This window comes from Solirubrobacter deserti, assembly GCF_027587175.1.
GTDB classification, from domain to species: Bacteria; Actinomycetota; Thermoleophilia; order Solirubrobacterales; family Solirubrobacteraceae; genus Solirubrobacter; species Solirubrobacter deserti.
In genome coordinates this window covers 1-13183 of sequence record NZ_JAPCID010000035.1, presented here as the reverse complement: position 1 = coordinate 13183, position 13183 = coordinate 1, and the positions used below count along the sequence as shown (strand labels likewise).

Annotated in this window: 14 protein-coding genes and 2 pseudogenes; 1 reads left to right on the top strand and 15 read right to left on the bottom strand. The window is 72.8% G+C overall.

The window, feature by feature from the left end; translation table 11 throughout:
- The 9 genes and pseudogenes from OJ962_RS21980 to OJ962_RS21940 all read right to left on the bottom strand — a co-directional run.
- Positions 1-1430 (bottom strand): annotated as a pseudogene (locus OJ962_RS21980) (hypothetical protein); the annotation flags it as partial.
- Between the two features lie 63 nt (positions 1431-1493).
- The gene (locus OJ962_RS21975) at positions 1494-1661 is read right to left on the bottom strand and encodes a hypothetical protein (protein ID WP_202952556.1); all 168 of its coding nucleotides are present in this window, start codon (positions 1659-1661) and stop codon (positions 1494-1496) included.
- A 10-nt stretch (positions 1662-1671) separates the two neighbouring features.
- Positions 1672-2076, bottom strand: coding sequence for a hypothetical protein (locus OJ962_RS21970; RefSeq protein WP_202952555.1), 405 nt, complete (start codon positions 2074-2076; stop codon positions 1672-1674).
- Positions 2069-2449: a restriction endonuclease fold toxin-2 domain-containing protein gene (locus OJ962_RS21965; RefSeq protein WP_202952554.1), complete on the bottom strand. Its 381-nt coding sequence runs from the start codon at positions 2447-2449 to the stop codon at positions 2069-2071. Before OJ962_RS21965 ends, OJ962_RS21970 begins: the two co-directional genes overlap by 8 nt.
- Positions 2449-2817: a hypothetical protein gene (locus OJ962_RS21960; protein WP_202952553.1), complete on the bottom strand. Its 369-nt coding sequence runs from the start codon at positions 2815-2817 to the stop codon at positions 2449-2451. Before OJ962_RS21960 ends, OJ962_RS21965 begins: the two co-directional genes overlap by 1 nt.
- Positions 2814-4406, bottom strand: a complete 1593-nt coding sequence (locus OJ962_RS21955) for a restriction endonuclease fold toxin-2 domain-containing protein (protein ID WP_202952552.1) — start codon at positions 4404-4406, stop codon at positions 2814-2816. The genes OJ962_RS21960 and OJ962_RS21955 overlap by 4 nt, the downstream gene beginning before the upstream one ends.
- Positions 4399-4809, bottom strand: a complete 411-nt coding sequence (locus OJ962_RS21950; protein WP_202952551.1) for a hypothetical protein — start codon at positions 4807-4809, stop codon at positions 4399-4401. The genes OJ962_RS21955 and OJ962_RS21950 overlap by 8 nt, the downstream gene beginning before the upstream one ends.
- 3 nt (positions 4810-4812) lie before the next feature.
- Positions 4813-5097: a type VII secretion target gene (locus tag OJ962_RS21945; protein ID WP_202952550.1), complete on the bottom strand. Its 285-nt coding sequence runs from the start codon at positions 5095-5097 to the stop codon at positions 4813-4815.
- 33 nt (positions 5098-5130) lie between these two features.
- Positions 5131-5655 carry a hypothetical protein gene (locus OJ962_RS21940; protein ID WP_202952549.1) on the bottom strand — a complete coding sequence of 175 codons (525 nt, stop codon included), beginning with the start codon at positions 5653-5655 and terminating at the stop codon, positions 5131-5133.
- A 56-nt stretch (positions 5656-5711) separates the two neighbouring features.
- Between OJ962_RS21940 and OJ962_RS21935 the strand changes: the two genes are divergently transcribed.
- The gene (locus OJ962_RS21935) at positions 5712-6584 is read left to right on the top strand and encodes a hydroxymethylglutaryl-CoA lyase (protein ID WP_270006603.1); all 873 of its coding nucleotides are present in this window, start codon (positions 5712-5714) and stop codon (positions 6582-6584) included.
- Here OJ962_RS21935 and OJ962_RS21930 read toward each other — a convergent pair.
- The 6 genes and pseudogenes from OJ962_RS21930 to OJ962_RS21905 all read right to left on the bottom strand — a co-directional run.
- Positions 6546-7142: an isochorismatase family protein gene (locus OJ962_RS21930; protein WP_202952547.1), complete on the bottom strand. Its 597-nt coding sequence runs from the start codon at positions 7140-7142 to the stop codon at positions 6546-6548. The two genes, OJ962_RS21935 and OJ962_RS21930, sit on opposite strands and share 39 nt — an antisense overlap.
- The gene (locus OJ962_RS21925; RefSeq protein WP_202952546.1) at positions 7135-9009 is read right to left on the bottom strand and encodes a hydantoinase B/oxoprolinase family protein; all 1875 of its coding nucleotides are present in this window, start codon (positions 9007-9009) and stop codon (positions 7135-7137) included. The genes OJ962_RS21930 and OJ962_RS21925 overlap by 8 nt, the downstream gene beginning before the upstream one ends.
- Position 9010: 1 nt before the next feature.
- Positions 9011-10981 (bottom strand): hydantoinase/oxoprolinase family protein, encoded by a 1971-nt coding sequence (locus OJ962_RS21920; RefSeq protein WP_202952545.1) that lies wholly within the window; start codon positions 10979-10981, stop codon positions 9011-9013.
- Positions 10982-10991: 10 nt separating this feature from the next.
- On the bottom strand, positions 10992-12146 hold the full coding sequence (locus OJ962_RS21915; RefSeq protein WP_202952544.1) for a CaiB/BaiF CoA transferase family protein: 1155 nt from the start codon (positions 12144-12146) through the stop codon (positions 10992-10994).
- Positions 12131-12733, bottom strand: coding sequence for a GntR family transcriptional regulator (locus OJ962_RS21910; RefSeq protein WP_202952543.1), 603 nt, complete (start codon positions 12731-12733; stop codon positions 12131-12133). Before OJ962_RS21910 ends, OJ962_RS21915 begins: the two co-directional genes overlap by 16 nt.
- A gap of 63 nt (positions 12734-12796) precedes the next feature.
- Positions 12797-13183 (bottom strand): annotated as a pseudogene (locus OJ962_RS21905) (hypothetical protein); the annotation flags it as partial.

The following is a 13183-nucleotide window of genomic DNA, read 5'->3' as shown; positions in this document are numbered from 1 at the left end:
GGCGCGGCGGCGTCGGGGGGCCCGGCAAGATCGGACGCGGGGGGCGCGGGCGCGGCGGCATCCGGCGGCGCGGCAAGGTCCGGCGACCCGGCCGTCGTCCCGCCGGCCTCGGCGGGCGGCGCCACAAGGGCCGGCGACCCAGCCGTCGTCCGCGCGGTGTCGTCGGGCGGCGCAGCCGGTTCCGGCGACGCGGCCACCGCCGTGTGTCCGTCCGACGGCGGCGCCGCGAAGGGTGCGGTCGCAATCTTGCCCTCAGGGACGGTTTCCGACCTCACCCCCTCGTCCGGGTCGGACGAGGGCGCGGGTTTGGCGGCCCGGAGGGTGCTGGCCGCGGCTTCGAGGGCGGCGACCATGCGGTCGGCGTCGGCCAGCGCGCGGCGGCCGGCCCCGGCGGACACTGCGGCCTGCTGGGCCGCGAGCTCGGTCAGGGCGCCCGGCGGGACGGGCGAGCCGAGTGCCGCTTCGGCGGCGGCGCGGGCTATGCGTTCGGACTCGAGCGCGGAGCGCAGGTGCGTGATCTCCTCGCGGGCGCGTTCGAGCTCGGCGCGGACGGTGAGCAGCTCGCTCTGGGCGCCGAGGACCGACAGGTCGGCCACGCGGGCGGCGCGCTCCGCCTGCAGGTCGGCACGGGCGCCGGAGAGGATCGCCTTGACGGCGTCGTGGGCCGCGCGCTCGGTCCGGTGTGCGTGCGAGAGCGCTTCGACCGCACGCGACAAGTCCGCCTTGAGGTCGGCCCGCGCGGTCTCGTAGCCGTCGGCCTCAGCCGCGGCACCCATCGGGCCCGCGTCCTCGGGCGCATCGACCGGCGTGGCCGGGGCCGACGCGGGCCCTTCCCACGGTGACGCGGTCCAAGGCAGCGGAGCCGGCCGGGCGGGCTCCGGGGGCGCGCTCCAAGCGCGGGCCGCGACGAGACCCGCGGGGCGAGCCGAGAAGTCGGCCGGCGTGGGCGCCGCGAGGCCGGACGAGGCCGCCGGGGCGGGCGGACGCGAAGCGTCGGCCGGCGTGGGCGCCACTTCGCCGGCCGGACGAGCCGGCGGGTCGGCCGGCGCCACCGGGTGCGGGAGCGGGGAAGCTTGGGCGGGCTCGGTCGCGGCTTCGGGTGGCGGCGCCGGCGAGGCGGCGCGGCGCGAGTCCAGGCGGATGACTTCGGCGCGGCCCGCGGGTGGGTCCGGGAGGACGGCGCGGGTGCCGTCGGGCCAGGCCAGGACGGCGAGCGACCAACGGAGGCCGGCGGGCACGAGGAAGTCGGCCGTGCGGGAGAAGCGGGTCTGTGGGCCGGGTGCGATGCGGGTCTCGGGCCCGCGGGTGGACTGGAGGATCAGCGTGGGTGGTTCACCCGGGCCGAGCTCGGCGCGCAGGAGGTGGGCGCCGCCGATGGCGGGCAGCCACTGGACGCCCCCGGGCAGGGCGGGTGAGGGTGACTCGGCCACGGGTCCTCATGCTGCCAGGCGGTCCGGCGGCAAAGCGGGCCATCGAAGTTATGGATACGCGCGTCAGTCGGAGTCGCGGGCGGCGCGCTGGATCGCGACCACGATCGCGATGCCGACGGCCACGGTGACGCCGGCGAGCAGGGACTTGGGCACGTAGGTGGGGCCGTACTTGCGGCGCAGCACGAGCTTCAGGACGAACCAGACCACGCGGCCGAGCAGCGAGTAGAACATGGGCGAAACCCTACCCGCGCGATGGGTCGGCCAGCCGCTCGGCGGCGGTGAGGGCCGCGTCGAGGATGTCCGCGTTGGTCGTGCCCTCGCGCACCACGACGGCGAAGTGGCAGCCTTCGTCCACGAGCAGCAGGTCCTGCTCGACCGGGACGATCGAGCGCAGCCACAGCGCGAACACGGCGGCCTCGTCCAGCCCGCCGTTGAGCTCGACCGTCTGGCGGTCGCGCATCAGGTGTCCATCGGTGAAGCCCGCCTCGCTCCACGGGACGTGGAAGCGCAGCAGCGCCGGCGACTCCGAGTCCTCGGAACGCCAGATCGAGGCCGCCGGCACCGCGGCCAGCAGCCGCCGCTCGAAGCCGTCCACGCCCATGACCCACGACGTTGGCTCCGCGGGCACGAGCAGGTAGTCAGCCATGCACGACCACGCGGCTCGGCACGGCCCACCCGGCAAGGATCGCCTCCAGCACGGGCACGGCGCGCGCGTCGTCGGTGACGACCTCGAGCCCACGCACGGGTGTCGAGGGATCCGCCCATACGGCCTGGTAGCGCGCGATCTCGTGCTCGAAGGACCGTCGGGCCAGGACCCGCAGCCGCTCCGGCACGTCCGAGCCCTTCACCCAGGGGCTCCGCGACGGGTCGGGCCCGACCGCCTTCGCGCACAGGATCGACGCGTCCGTCGCCCGGAACCCGTCGGCCCAGATCGCGGACGCGCCGTCGCCCATCAGGTAGTCGTTGGCGTCCAGCGCGCGCGAGAGCGCGCTGCAGTACGGGCACGCGCCACCGGGCACTAGGCCGCCAGAACCGCGGCCACGATCTCGTCGCGCGTGATCCCCGGACGCAGCGGCACGTCGAAGCTGTAGCCCTCGTCGTAGAAGAGCAGCTCCTGCTCGGGCTCGACGATCTCGCGCATCCAGGCCGCGACCTCGGCGCTCTCGGCCAGGCCGCCTTCGAGCGTGACCGCCTGCCCGTCGCTCATCAGGTGCCCGAGCGGCGGATAGTCCCCGTCGACGGGCACCCGGAACGACAGAGCGTTCAGCGAGTCCTCCAGCTCGCGCACCTCGATCTCCGGCCAGCGCGCCTTCAGGCGCAGCGCGAACGCCTCCGGATCGAGGCTCCAGGGCGTGTCGCTGGACGGGGAGACGAGAAACGTGCTCATGACGGGGGTGTGCCGCGCACGATGACGCGGCTCGGGAGATCGTACTTGGCCAGGATCTCCTCGAAATATGGCACCGCGCGCGGATCGTTCGTGATCACCTCGAGGCTCCGGACCGGGTTGCCCGGGTCCCTGACGATCGCCGCGTAGCGCTCGATCTCGCCCTCGGTGAGGCGGCGGGTCTTGTCCTTGAGGAACTGGGGAGCGTTCGAGTCCGGGACGTAGGGACTGCGGTCGGCGGACCCGACGTGCTTGGCCTCCAGCGCGGAGCCGTCAGCCGCTCGGTAGCCGTCCGCGTCGATCTTCTGCCCGCCGCCCTCCATGCTGAAGTTGTTGGGGCCGGTCTGCTCGACCTCGTACTTGCCCGCGGCGTTGTGCGTCGGCGTCTGGAACTGGCGCAGGCCGTCCTGCCAGGCCTGGCTCTCGGCCTGCTTGGCGGGCGGAAGCGTGTCGAACGGCTGGAGCGTCGGATAGCCGCCGGTCGGCGCGTGCTTGGCGACGTCGTTCATCGAGTCGACCGCGTCCACCCCGCGCTTGCCCCACTTGGCGCCCGTCGCGGCCATGCCGACGAACGGCAGCGCCGCGCCGCCCGACAGCGCGGCGTTGACCATGTCGCCCTCGGCGGCGTAGATGCCGGCGTTGAGCAGGTCGGCGGGCTCGCCGACGACCGGGATCATGCCGACGACGTCGAGCCCGCCGTGGACGATGTCACTGAACAGGCCGCCGTCGTCCTCTTCCTCCTCGGCCCTGCGGCGCGCCGCGGCGGCGGCCTTCTCGGCCTCGTACTGGCGGTGGAAGCGCAGCGGGTCGCCGTGCGTGCGGTAGCCGTCGCCGGACGCGGCGTCCGACATCGGCCCGCGCCCCGGCTTCTTGGGCGGGTACATCGGCGGGATGTGGCCCGCGCCGACCGCCGCCTCGCTGTTGGCGCCCGGGACGCTGACGTAGAGCACGGCGTCGCCGAGCGCCGCAAACCCGCCGGCCGCCGCCTGCCCCGCCTCGCGCGCGGCCTCCTCGGCCTTCTCCCCGCGCTTCTTGGCGCGCTTGAGGTCCGCCCGCGCGTCCTGGAGGCGCCCGCTGATCCGAACCTGATCGGCCGCGGCCTGCCCCGCCGCGGTGTTCGCCTCGGTGAGCATCGACTCCGCCGCGGGATCGGGCGTGCCGGACGCGGCGGCCGTGTTGACCGCGATCGTCGCCGAGGCCGCCCGCTCGCGCGCCGCCGTCTCGCGATCCTGCGCGTCCGTGAGCGCTTCCTCCAGGCGCCGGATGCGCCGCGTGGCCTCCCTGGCGTCCTCGATCGCGGCGCGCGCTTCGTCCTGCGCCTCGTCGAGCGCCTCGGCGTAGCGGGCCGCCGCCTGACCGGCCGCGCTCAGCGCGCTGACCGCGCCGCGCGCCGCGTCGGCGTGCTGGGAGGCGGCGCCGGCGAAGCGCGCGCTCGCGGGCCCCTGCCAGTCGGCGAGCTGGCCGGGAAGCGCGCCCATCCGGCTCGAGCAGCCGTCGACCTCGATCGCGAACGCGTTGAAGGCCCGCGCCGCCGAGCGCAGCCCGCCCGGCTCGCCCTCGGGGACGGTGATGCCGGCGAAGGACTCAGGCACGTGGCTCCACCTCGTGCCGCACCGCGGCGAAGATCCACTCGGCGGAGACGGGATGCAGCCACACGAAGCCCGTCTGCGGGAACACGCCCCACGAGCCCGACGCGTCCTCGAGCACCTCGACCGAGCCGATCCGCCAGTGCGCCTCGAACTCCCCGGCCGCGATCGCCGTCGCCAGCGCGCCCGGCGCGTACCCGCGCGGCTCGGCTTCCGGCGTCGGCAGCTCGCGCGCGCCCGCCGCCCGCAGCAGCGCCAGCTCGACCTCGTCCGGTTCGAGCTCGAGGAGCACGTCGGAGACCAGCAGGCACGCGGACTCCTCCCCCAGCCAGCACGTCGCGACCGCGTCGCCACGCTCGACCTCGAGCACCGCGCGCGGGACGAACGAGACCTCACCGACCGGCCGCATCGCTCACCCGCCCATCTGGGTCGCGTCCGTGCGCTCGTAGACGAACGCCGCCGTGCCGAGGTTCTCCGCCATGCCGGAGGCCGACGCGCCCAGCCGCGCCAGCGCGCCCGAGAGCTGTGCGCTGCCCGAGCCGACCGCCTCCGCGGCGGAAGGCTCGCCGCACGCCCCGGCGGCCGTCGCGCCCGCCGCTTGAATCAGGCCCGCCAGCGCCACCAGGTCACTCGCGAGCGCACCCTGCGCCCCGCTCGCCCCCGTCAGCGCAGCGGGATTCACCGCAAACTGTCCCATCGCCATCCGTATACCCGCTCTCGCGGGCGGCACTCAGTATCTGTGGCGCGGTTGGCGAGCGATCGCCCGCTCGTAACGGAAGCCCTCACCGTCGTCGGCCTCCTCGTAGCCGACGTCCTCGGGGGAGTCGTCGGCGTCGCGCACATCGCGCAGCCAGTGAGCGCCCGAAAGGTCGGTGCGGCCCGCAGCCTCGTCGAACAGGCGCGCGTTGTCGACGCCGAGGATCTCGGCGCTGCGGCGGTGCAGCGCGGGCACGGAGAGCGCCTCGCGCGGGTCGCCCTCCTGCGCCAGGGACGCCGCGATCAGGCCCTGGACGACGGGCTCACCGCTCTCCATGCGCACGGCCAGCGCGGCCATGCGCTCGCTGAACACGAGCAGCAGGCCGGCGCGGGCGCCGTCGATGGCCTCGCGGAACACGGCCTGCCGGCCGGGCGAGGACTCGCTGAACGCACGCACGACGCGCGCCACCTGCTCGTCTTCCGAGCAGGGGATGCGGCTGCGGTAGTAGCTCTCGCCGGGAGGCATGTCCAGCATTCCGAGCAGCTCACGAAGGTCCATGGCCCCGGCTAGTCAAGCACGCGCGGCGGCGCGGCGGTAGTGGTATGACTCTCCGGGTGGGAGTGAGCGTGTGCGACGTCGGGCCTCGGGACGGGCTCCAGAACGACAAAGTCACCCTCGAACCGGCCGTGCGCGCCGAGCTGTGCGCGCGGCTCGCGGCCACCGGGCTGCCGCGCGTGGAGGCCGCCAGCTTCGTGCATCCCAAGCTCGTCCCGCAGATGGCCGGCGCCGAGGAGGTCTTCGAGCACCTGGCGCCCCACGACGGCGTCGCGTTCGCCAGCCTCGTCCTGAACCGCAAGGGCCTGGACCGCGCGCTGCAGACGTCCACCACCGAGATCCACGTCGCCTATCCCGTCACCGAGACGTTCGCCAAGCGCAACCAGAACCAGACGGTCGAGGAAGCGGCGAGCATGGCCGAGGAGATCATCGGCGCGAGCAGCCTGAAGACGACGGCGACGCTCGCCGTCTCGTTCGGCTGCCCGTTCGAGGGCAAGGTGGATCCCGGTCTCGTGATCGAGCACGCGCACCGCATGGCCGCGGCCGGAGCGGACGAGGTCATCCTGGCCGACACGATCGGCGTCGGCGTGCCGCGCCAGGTGAAGGTGCTGGTCCCGCGCGCCCTCGAGGGCGGCAAGCCTGTCGGCCTGCACCTGCACAACACGCGCAACACGGGCTACGCGAACGTGATCGCCGGGCTCGAGCACGGCGCGACGGTCTTCGACGCGTCCGTCGGCGGCCTCGGCGGCTGCCCGTTCGCGCCGCGCGCGACGGGCAACATCGCCACCGAGGACCTGATCTACCTGCTGGAGAACGAAGGCGTCGCCACCGGCGTCGATCTGGCGAAGCTGATCGAGGTCGCGCACTGGCTGGCCGAGACCATGGGCAAGGAGCTACCGGGCCTGGTGCAGCGCGCGGGTGACTTCCCCTAGGCCGACCACGTCCCCGTAGCGCCCGCCGATGTCGCTCAGCGCCTGCGCGTGCGCGGCGGGAGAACGATCTCCGACGCACTCGCGCGGGACGATCGGGGCGAGCCCGTGCTGCATGGCGTCGACGACCGTCGCGCGCACGCAGCCGGAGGTCGAGGCGCCGCACACCACGAGCGTGTCCCGCCCCGCGAGCATCGCCGCGAACGGCACGCCGAAGAACGCGGACGCACTCGACTTCTCGAGCACCGGCTCGGACTCGCGCCGACCCAACCGGGAATCGATCTCCACCCAGCGCGTCCCCGGCCGGCAGATCTTCAGCGCCGGCGCCTTGCGCAGGAACACGGCGGCGGCCGCCTCCCCCACCGCGTCGAACACGACCGTGGTGAAGAAGACGGGCACGCCCACGTCCCGGGCCACGTCGAGCAGCGCGCGCGTCGCGACCAGCACGTCGTCGAGGTCGCACGCCAGGGGCGAAGACGGGTCCGTGAACCCGTAGTTGAGGTCGACGACGACAACCGCGGGACGACGGCCGAAGCCCGCCGCCCCGCCGAAGTCACTCACGCGCGCGAGCCATCGCGGACTCGGCGCTCTCGAGCGGCGACCAGCGCAGCGGCTTGGCCCGCTCCGGCGCCGGCAGCCCCGTCTCCTGCGCGCACGCCGCGATCGCCTCGTCCATCGGCGGGCCGAAGTCGAACGCGAGCGCGTCCCCGCGCTCGGCCCGCTGGCGCGCCCGCTCGGTCTCCGTCGCGGCCGCGTCTCCGATGACCACGCCGTAGTTGCGCAACGCGCCCTCCACGGACACGAGCCCGAACGCGACGTCCCGCTCGACCGCCTCCACCGGCCGGTCCAGCCGGTCCTTCCAGCCGCCACCGCCGGCGGTCCTGAAGATCAGCATGTCGCCGGGCTCGACCGCCACCTCGTCGCACTTGGCCGGCAGCCGCTCCTCGGTCCCGTCGACCCGCCGCAGGACCTTCTCCGAGCGGCCGCCGGGCAGCCCGCCGAGCACGCCCCACGGCCGTGAGAGCCAGCGGTCGTCGTGGATCGACACCTGCCCCGGCTCGAGGTAGACGTAGCGCTTCTCGACCCCGTTCCCGCCACGGTGCAGGCCTGCGCCGCCGGAGTCCGTCACGGTCGTGTAGCCGTCGACGCGCAGCGGATAGTAGGCCTCGAGGTACTCGGTCGGGATGTTCTCGAACAGCGGCCACCACGAGTGCCCGTCCATGCCGTCGCCGATCGGGCGCCCGGGGATGCCGCCGTACAGGATCTCCATGGCGTAGAAGAACTCGCCGCTGTCCTTCCAGCCGGAATACAGCATGTACGGCGAGGTCCCGTAGCCCGCGGCCGTGTTGAGCTCGGGCGCCTGCTTGGTCAGCGCGCCGCCGAGCACGTCGAACAGCCGCGCCAGCCCATGCGTCCGGCATCCCAGCGCCGCGGGGTAACGCGGGTTGAGCAGACAGCCCTCCGGCATCACGACGTGCAGCAGCGGATAGAAGCCGTCGTTGAACAGGATGTCGGGGTCGTTGACCATGATCAGGTAGACCCCGATGAACATCTTGAACATGCCCTCGGAGAGGTAGAAGTTGATCGGTCCGAGCGCCTGGGGATCGGTACCCGACCAGTCGAACCAGGCCTCCTCCCCCTCGCGCCAGATCGTCAGCTTCATCTTGTATGGGCCGTTGCCGAGCCCGTCGTCGTCGATGTAGTCCTCGAAGGTCTGCTTCTCCTCGGGGATGGCGAGTTGGATGAGCTTGCGCATCGCCTCGTGCGTGCGGTCCAGCAGCGCCTGCAGCGTCGCCAGGTAGACGTCCTTGCCGAAGCGCTCGCACAGGCCCATCACGCGCTTCTCGCCCGCATGGCAGGCGGCGATGATCGCGAACAGGTCGGCCCGGTTGACGTCCGGGAGCCGCACGTTGTTGAGGATCAGGCGCAGGACGTCCTCCTGCACCTCGCCGCGCTCGACGATCTTCAGCGGCGGGATGATGATCCCCTCCTCGAAGATCGTCGTTGCGCCCGTGGGCAGCGAGCCCGGGAGCCGCCCGCCGGCGTCCATCTGGTGGCCGAACTGCGACGACCACCCCACCAGCTCGTCCTCGTAGAAGATCGGCACCAGCACGAGCCAGTCGTTGGTGTGCGAGATCGACGCGCTGCACTTGTACGGGTCGCTCGTGAGGAGCACGTCGCCCGGGTAGATGCCGCGGTCCCAATCGGCCATCATCTCGTTGATGTAGGCCCCGAACTGGCCGACGACCATCCGGCCCTGCGGGTCGGTCAGCATCGGGAACTCGTCGTGCTGCTCGCGGATGACCGGCGACATCGCGGACCGGAACAGCACCGCGTCCATCTCGAAGCGCGCGTGCCGGAGCGCGTTCTCGATGATGTCGACGGTGACGGGGTCGACCTCGAGGTCGGGGATCTGGGCGACCTTCATGTCACGACCCCTTCCGGATCAGGATGTTGAAGAAGCGGTCGACCTCGGCGACGTAGCCGTCCAGCACGACCGTCGTGGAGTCGAACTCGGTGATGATGCTCGGGCCGGGGACGATCGAGCCGGGATGCAGCTCCGACCGGGCGTGCGTGCCGGGCTCGAGCATCGCCTCGACCGGGTCCTCCTCGGGCAGCTCGGGCTGCGGGCGATCGCCCGTGCCCACCGCGCGCAGGTTGACGATCTCCGACGCCGTGTTCGGCATCCGGAAGCCGTACAGCTGCTCGTGCAGCTCGTTGAAGCGCTCCTCGAGATCATCGCCCCATGGGACTGGGATCTCGTAGCCCTGGCCGCGGTAGCGCATGTCGGCGATGAACTCGATGTGCTGATCGTCCGCGGCGATGCCCTGGGCGTCCATCCACTCGCGTGCGCGGCCTTCGAGCGCTTTGAGGATGTCGTCCGCGTCGTCGACCTCGGACGTGAGCCGGATCAGCGTCTGCGCGAACTCGTTGCGGAAGCCCGCAACCAGGTCGCCGAGCGCGCACAGCAGCCCGGGCGAGGGCGGGACGATCACCGGGAACGAGCCCATCAGCTCCGCGACCGCGTTGGCGTGCAGCGGGCCGGCGCCGCCGAAGGCGACGAGCGCGAACTCACGCGGGTCGTGGCCGCGCTGGACGCTGATCACGCGCAGCGCGCCCGCCATGTTCTCGTTGACGATCCGCAGGATGCCGTCGGCGGCCTCCTCGAGCGACAGGCCCATGGCGTCGGCCACCTTGCCCACGGCGGCGCGCGCGGCCTCGACGTCGAGCGTCATCTCGCCGCCGATCAGGTCCGCCGGGAGGTGGCCGAGGACGACGTTGGCGTCCGTGACGGTCGGTTCGGTCCCTCCCTGACCGTACGCCGCCGGGCCCGGCTCGGCGCCCGCGGACTGCGGGCCGACGCGCAGCGCGCGGGTGAGCTCGGGCACGTGCGCGATCGAGCCGCCACCCGCGCCGACGGTGTGCACGTCCACGCTCGGGACCTTGATCCGGAACTGCCCGATCGTGGTCTCGCGCCCGATCGTCGGCTCACCCGCCTGGCATAGCGACACGTCCGTGGAGGTGCCGCCCATGTCAAACGTGAGCACGTTCGGGAAGCCCGCCCGCGCCGCCACGTAGAGCGCGCCCGCGACCCCGCCGGACGGACCGGACAGCACGCCGTAGACCGGGTTGCGGGCGGCCTCGGCGGGCGTCATCACACCCGCGTCCGAGCGCAGGATGTCGACCTCGGTCTTGACGCCCATGTTCGACAGCGAGGACTGCAGGCGATCGACGTACTGCGCGACCTGCGGGCGCACGTAGGAGTTCATGCACGCCGTCAGCGTCCGCTCGTACTCACGGAACTCCGGCAGCACGGCGGACGAGAGCGTCACCGGGAAGCCGGGGTGGAGCTCCTCGACCAGGTCCGCGATCTCCTGCTCGTGCGCGCCGTTGACGTACGAGTTGATCAGCGAGATCGTGAGGGACTCCACCCCGCCGTCGACCAGATCCTCGATCACCCGCGAGACCTGCTCGCGGTCGACCGCGACGAGCGTCTCGCCGCGCGCGTCCATCCGCTCGATGGCCTCGCGCGTATCGGCCAGTGAAGCGGGCGGGTCGGGCTTGACCATGATGATCCAGCCCGCGAGCGGGCCCGGCGTCTGCGAGCGCGCGAGGTGCAGGATCTGCCCGAAGCCCTGCGTCGTGATCAGCCCGACGCGCGCGCCCTTGGATTCGAGCACGGCGTTGGTCGCGACCGTCGTGCCGTGCACGACGTTGGCCAGGTCGGCGGGGCTGATCCCCGCGGCCTCGCAGATCCGGCTCACGCCTTTCAGGACGCCCTGACTGGGGTCAGTCGGCGTCGATGGCGTCTTCACGCGCCACTGCCGGTGGTCTCCGTCGTCTACGAGAAACAGGTCGGTGAACGTCCCTCCGACGTCCACCCCGAGCCGATACGCCATGCCACTCCTCTCAGCCTCGTTCGAGCTCCTCCAGCACCGCTTCCGTGTCGGCGCCCACCGTCCAACGGGCCGCCTGGCGGATCGAACCGGGTGTCCGGCTCAGCTTGGGCACGATCCCCGGAACGGTGATGCGCCCGTGGACCTCGTCCTCGACCTCCACCAGCAGCTCGCGCTCGCGGAAGTACGGGTCCTTGTAGACGTCCTCGGCGGTGTAGACCGGCGCGCACACGACGCCCCCGCCGTTGACGAGCTCGTCCAGCTCCGCGGCCGTGTGCTGCGCGGCGAACTCGCCGATGATCTCGTCGAGCAGGTCCTCGTGCTCGCCGCGCGCGTGGTGGGTGGCGAAGCGCTCGTCCTCCCCCAGCTCGGGCCGGCCCATGATCTTCGCCAGCCGGCGCCAGAGCGTGTCGTGGTTGGCCGCGATCACGACCCACTTGCCGTCCTTGGAGCAGTAGACGTTGCTCGGCGCGATGCGCGGCAGGCGCGGGCCCGTGGGCTGGCGGACGAAGCCGGTCTTCTCGTACTCGAGCGTGGACGACTCGCTCATGGCGAAGCAGGCGTCGACGATGCTCGCGTCCACGACCTGCCCCTGGGCGCCGTTGTTGCGCGCGATGAGCGCGAGCAGGATGCCCTGGAACGCCGACTGCGCCGCGAGCGTGTCGCCGAGCGAGATGCCGCTGCGCGGCGGCGCCTGGTCCGGGTAGCCGTTGATGTGGCGCAGGCCGGAGATGGCCTCGCCGGCGGACGCGAACCCCGGGCGGTCGCGGTAGCGGCCCGTCTGGCCGTAGCCGGACACGCGCGCATAGATCAGGTCCGGGTTGCGCGCGTGCAGGTCCTCGGGCCCGAGGCCCCACTTCTCCATCGTGCCGGGGCGGAAGTTCTCGAGCACGATGTCAGCGGTGGCGGCCAGGTCGGCGGCGATGCGCTGGCCCTCGGGCTCGCGCAGGTTGAGCGCGACCGAGCGCTTGTTGCGGGCCAGGATCGACCACCACAGGGAGCGGTCGTTGTGGCGCAGGCGGCCCCAGTCGCGCATGGCGTCGCCGTCACCGGGCGCCTCGATCTTGATCACCTCCGCGCCGAAGTCGCCGAGCAGGGTCCCGGTGAACGGGCCCGCGAGCAGCTGCCCGAACTCGATCGCCCGCAGGCCCGCTAGTGGCTCGGCCATTGCTCCTCCAGGAACGCGATCGCGCCGAGGATGTGCATGCGCATCACCGCTTCGGCGAGCTGGGCGTCGCGCGCCGTGAAGGCGGCGACGAGCCGGCGATGGCACATGAGCGACTCGTCCCGTTGGCGTTCGTCGTGCCAGAAGACGCTCCGGAACGTGCGCGGGATGCCGGTCGCGGCGCGCATCGCGTCCAGCAGGCGCGGGCTGCCGGCGGCCTCGAGGATGATCCGGTGGAACGCCTCGTTGGCGACCATCTGGTCCTCGGCTTCGCACAGCCCGGCCAGGCGCTCGATGTCCCCGTCCCCGATGCGGGGCGCGGCGAGCGCGGCGGCGCGCGGCTCCAGCAGCGCGCGCAGCTGGTAGAGGTCGAAGAGGTCATCGCGGTCGAACGTCCTGACCACCGCGCCGCGGTTGGGCTCGACGTCCACCAGGCCCTGCGCCTCCAGCTGCAGCAGCGCTTCGCGGACCGGGGTGCGACTTGTGCCGAAGCGCTGCGCGAGCGCCTCCGCGCGCAGGCGCTCGCCCGGCTTCAGCTCGCCTTCGAGGATCGCCTCCTCGAGCAGATCGCGCACGCGCGGTGCCGCCATCTTGCATACGAAACCACGCCGTCAGGGCTCGCGCAAGGCCATTCGAGCCGATTTTGCATGCAATCAGAGGCCGGGCGGTGGATCGTCCCAGCGAGGGGGACGCTCGCGCGGCACCTCGTCCGGCTCGGGTTCGTCGGCAGCGCCGGCCGGTGCGAGCCCGCGCTTGACCGTGCGTCCCACGACCAACGCGGCCCCTGCCATCGCGAGCAGGATCAGTGGCAGCGTCAGGTCGAACGCACCGTTCTGGCTCGCCGCAGGCGGCCGGTTGCTGAACGTGGCGCTCTCGACCCCGCCGCCGGGCGCGTCTTCTCCGGCGCACGCGTCGCCGCACGACTCGTCGGAACCGCGGCCGTTGCCGCCCTTGTCCCGTTCGCGTCCGGCGTCGCGGGGATCGGCGGTCCGGCTGGTGGAGGAGCCGCCGGCGACGGTGGCGGGCCGTCCGCGCCCGGG

What these genes read in the sequence shown, in the direction of transcription:
- OJ962_RS21940 (WP_202952549.1), bottom strand. Translation starts at nt 5,655, where the DNA reads ATGGACCTTCGTGAGCTGCTCGGAATGCTGGACATGCCTCCCGGCGAG.
- OJ962_RS21950 (WP_202952551.1), bottom strand. Translation starts at nt 4,809, where the DNA reads ATGCGGCCGGTCGGTGAGGTCTCGTTCGTCCCGCGCGCGGTGCTCGAG.
- OJ962_RS21915 (WP_202952544.1), bottom strand. Translation starts at nt 12,146, where the DNA reads ATGGCCGAGCCACTAGCGGGCCTGCGGGCGATCGAGTTCGGGCAGCTG.
- OJ962_RS21920 (WP_202952545.1), bottom strand. Translation starts at nt 10,981, where the DNA reads ATGGCGTATCGGCTCGGGGTGGACGTCGGAGGGACGTTCACCGACCTG.
- OJ962_RS21925 (WP_202952546.1), bottom strand. Translation starts at nt 9,009, where the DNA reads ATGAAGGTCGCCCAGATCCCCGACCTCGAGGTCGACCCCGTCACCGTC.
- OJ962_RS21960 (WP_202952553.1), bottom strand. Translation starts at nt 2,817, where the DNA reads ATGAGCACGTTTCTCGTCTCCCCGTCCAGCGACACGCCCTGGAGCCTC.
- OJ962_RS21910 (WP_202952543.1), bottom strand. Translation starts at nt 12,733, where the DNA reads ATGGCGGCACCGCGCGTGCGCGATCTGCTCGAGGAGGCGATCCTCGAA.
- OJ962_RS21945 (WP_202952550.1), bottom strand. Translation starts at nt 5,097, where the DNA reads ATGGGACAGTTTGCGGTGAATCCCGCTGCGCTGACGGGGGCGAGCGGG.
- OJ962_RS21975 (WP_202952556.1), bottom strand. Translation starts at nt 1,661, where the DNA reads ATGTTCTACTCGCTGCTCGGCCGCGTGGTCTGGTTCGTCCTGAAGCTC.
- OJ962_RS21970 (WP_202952555.1), bottom strand. Translation starts at nt 2,076, where the DNA reads ATGGCTGACTACCTGCTCGTGCCCGCGGAGCCAACGTCGTGGGTCATG.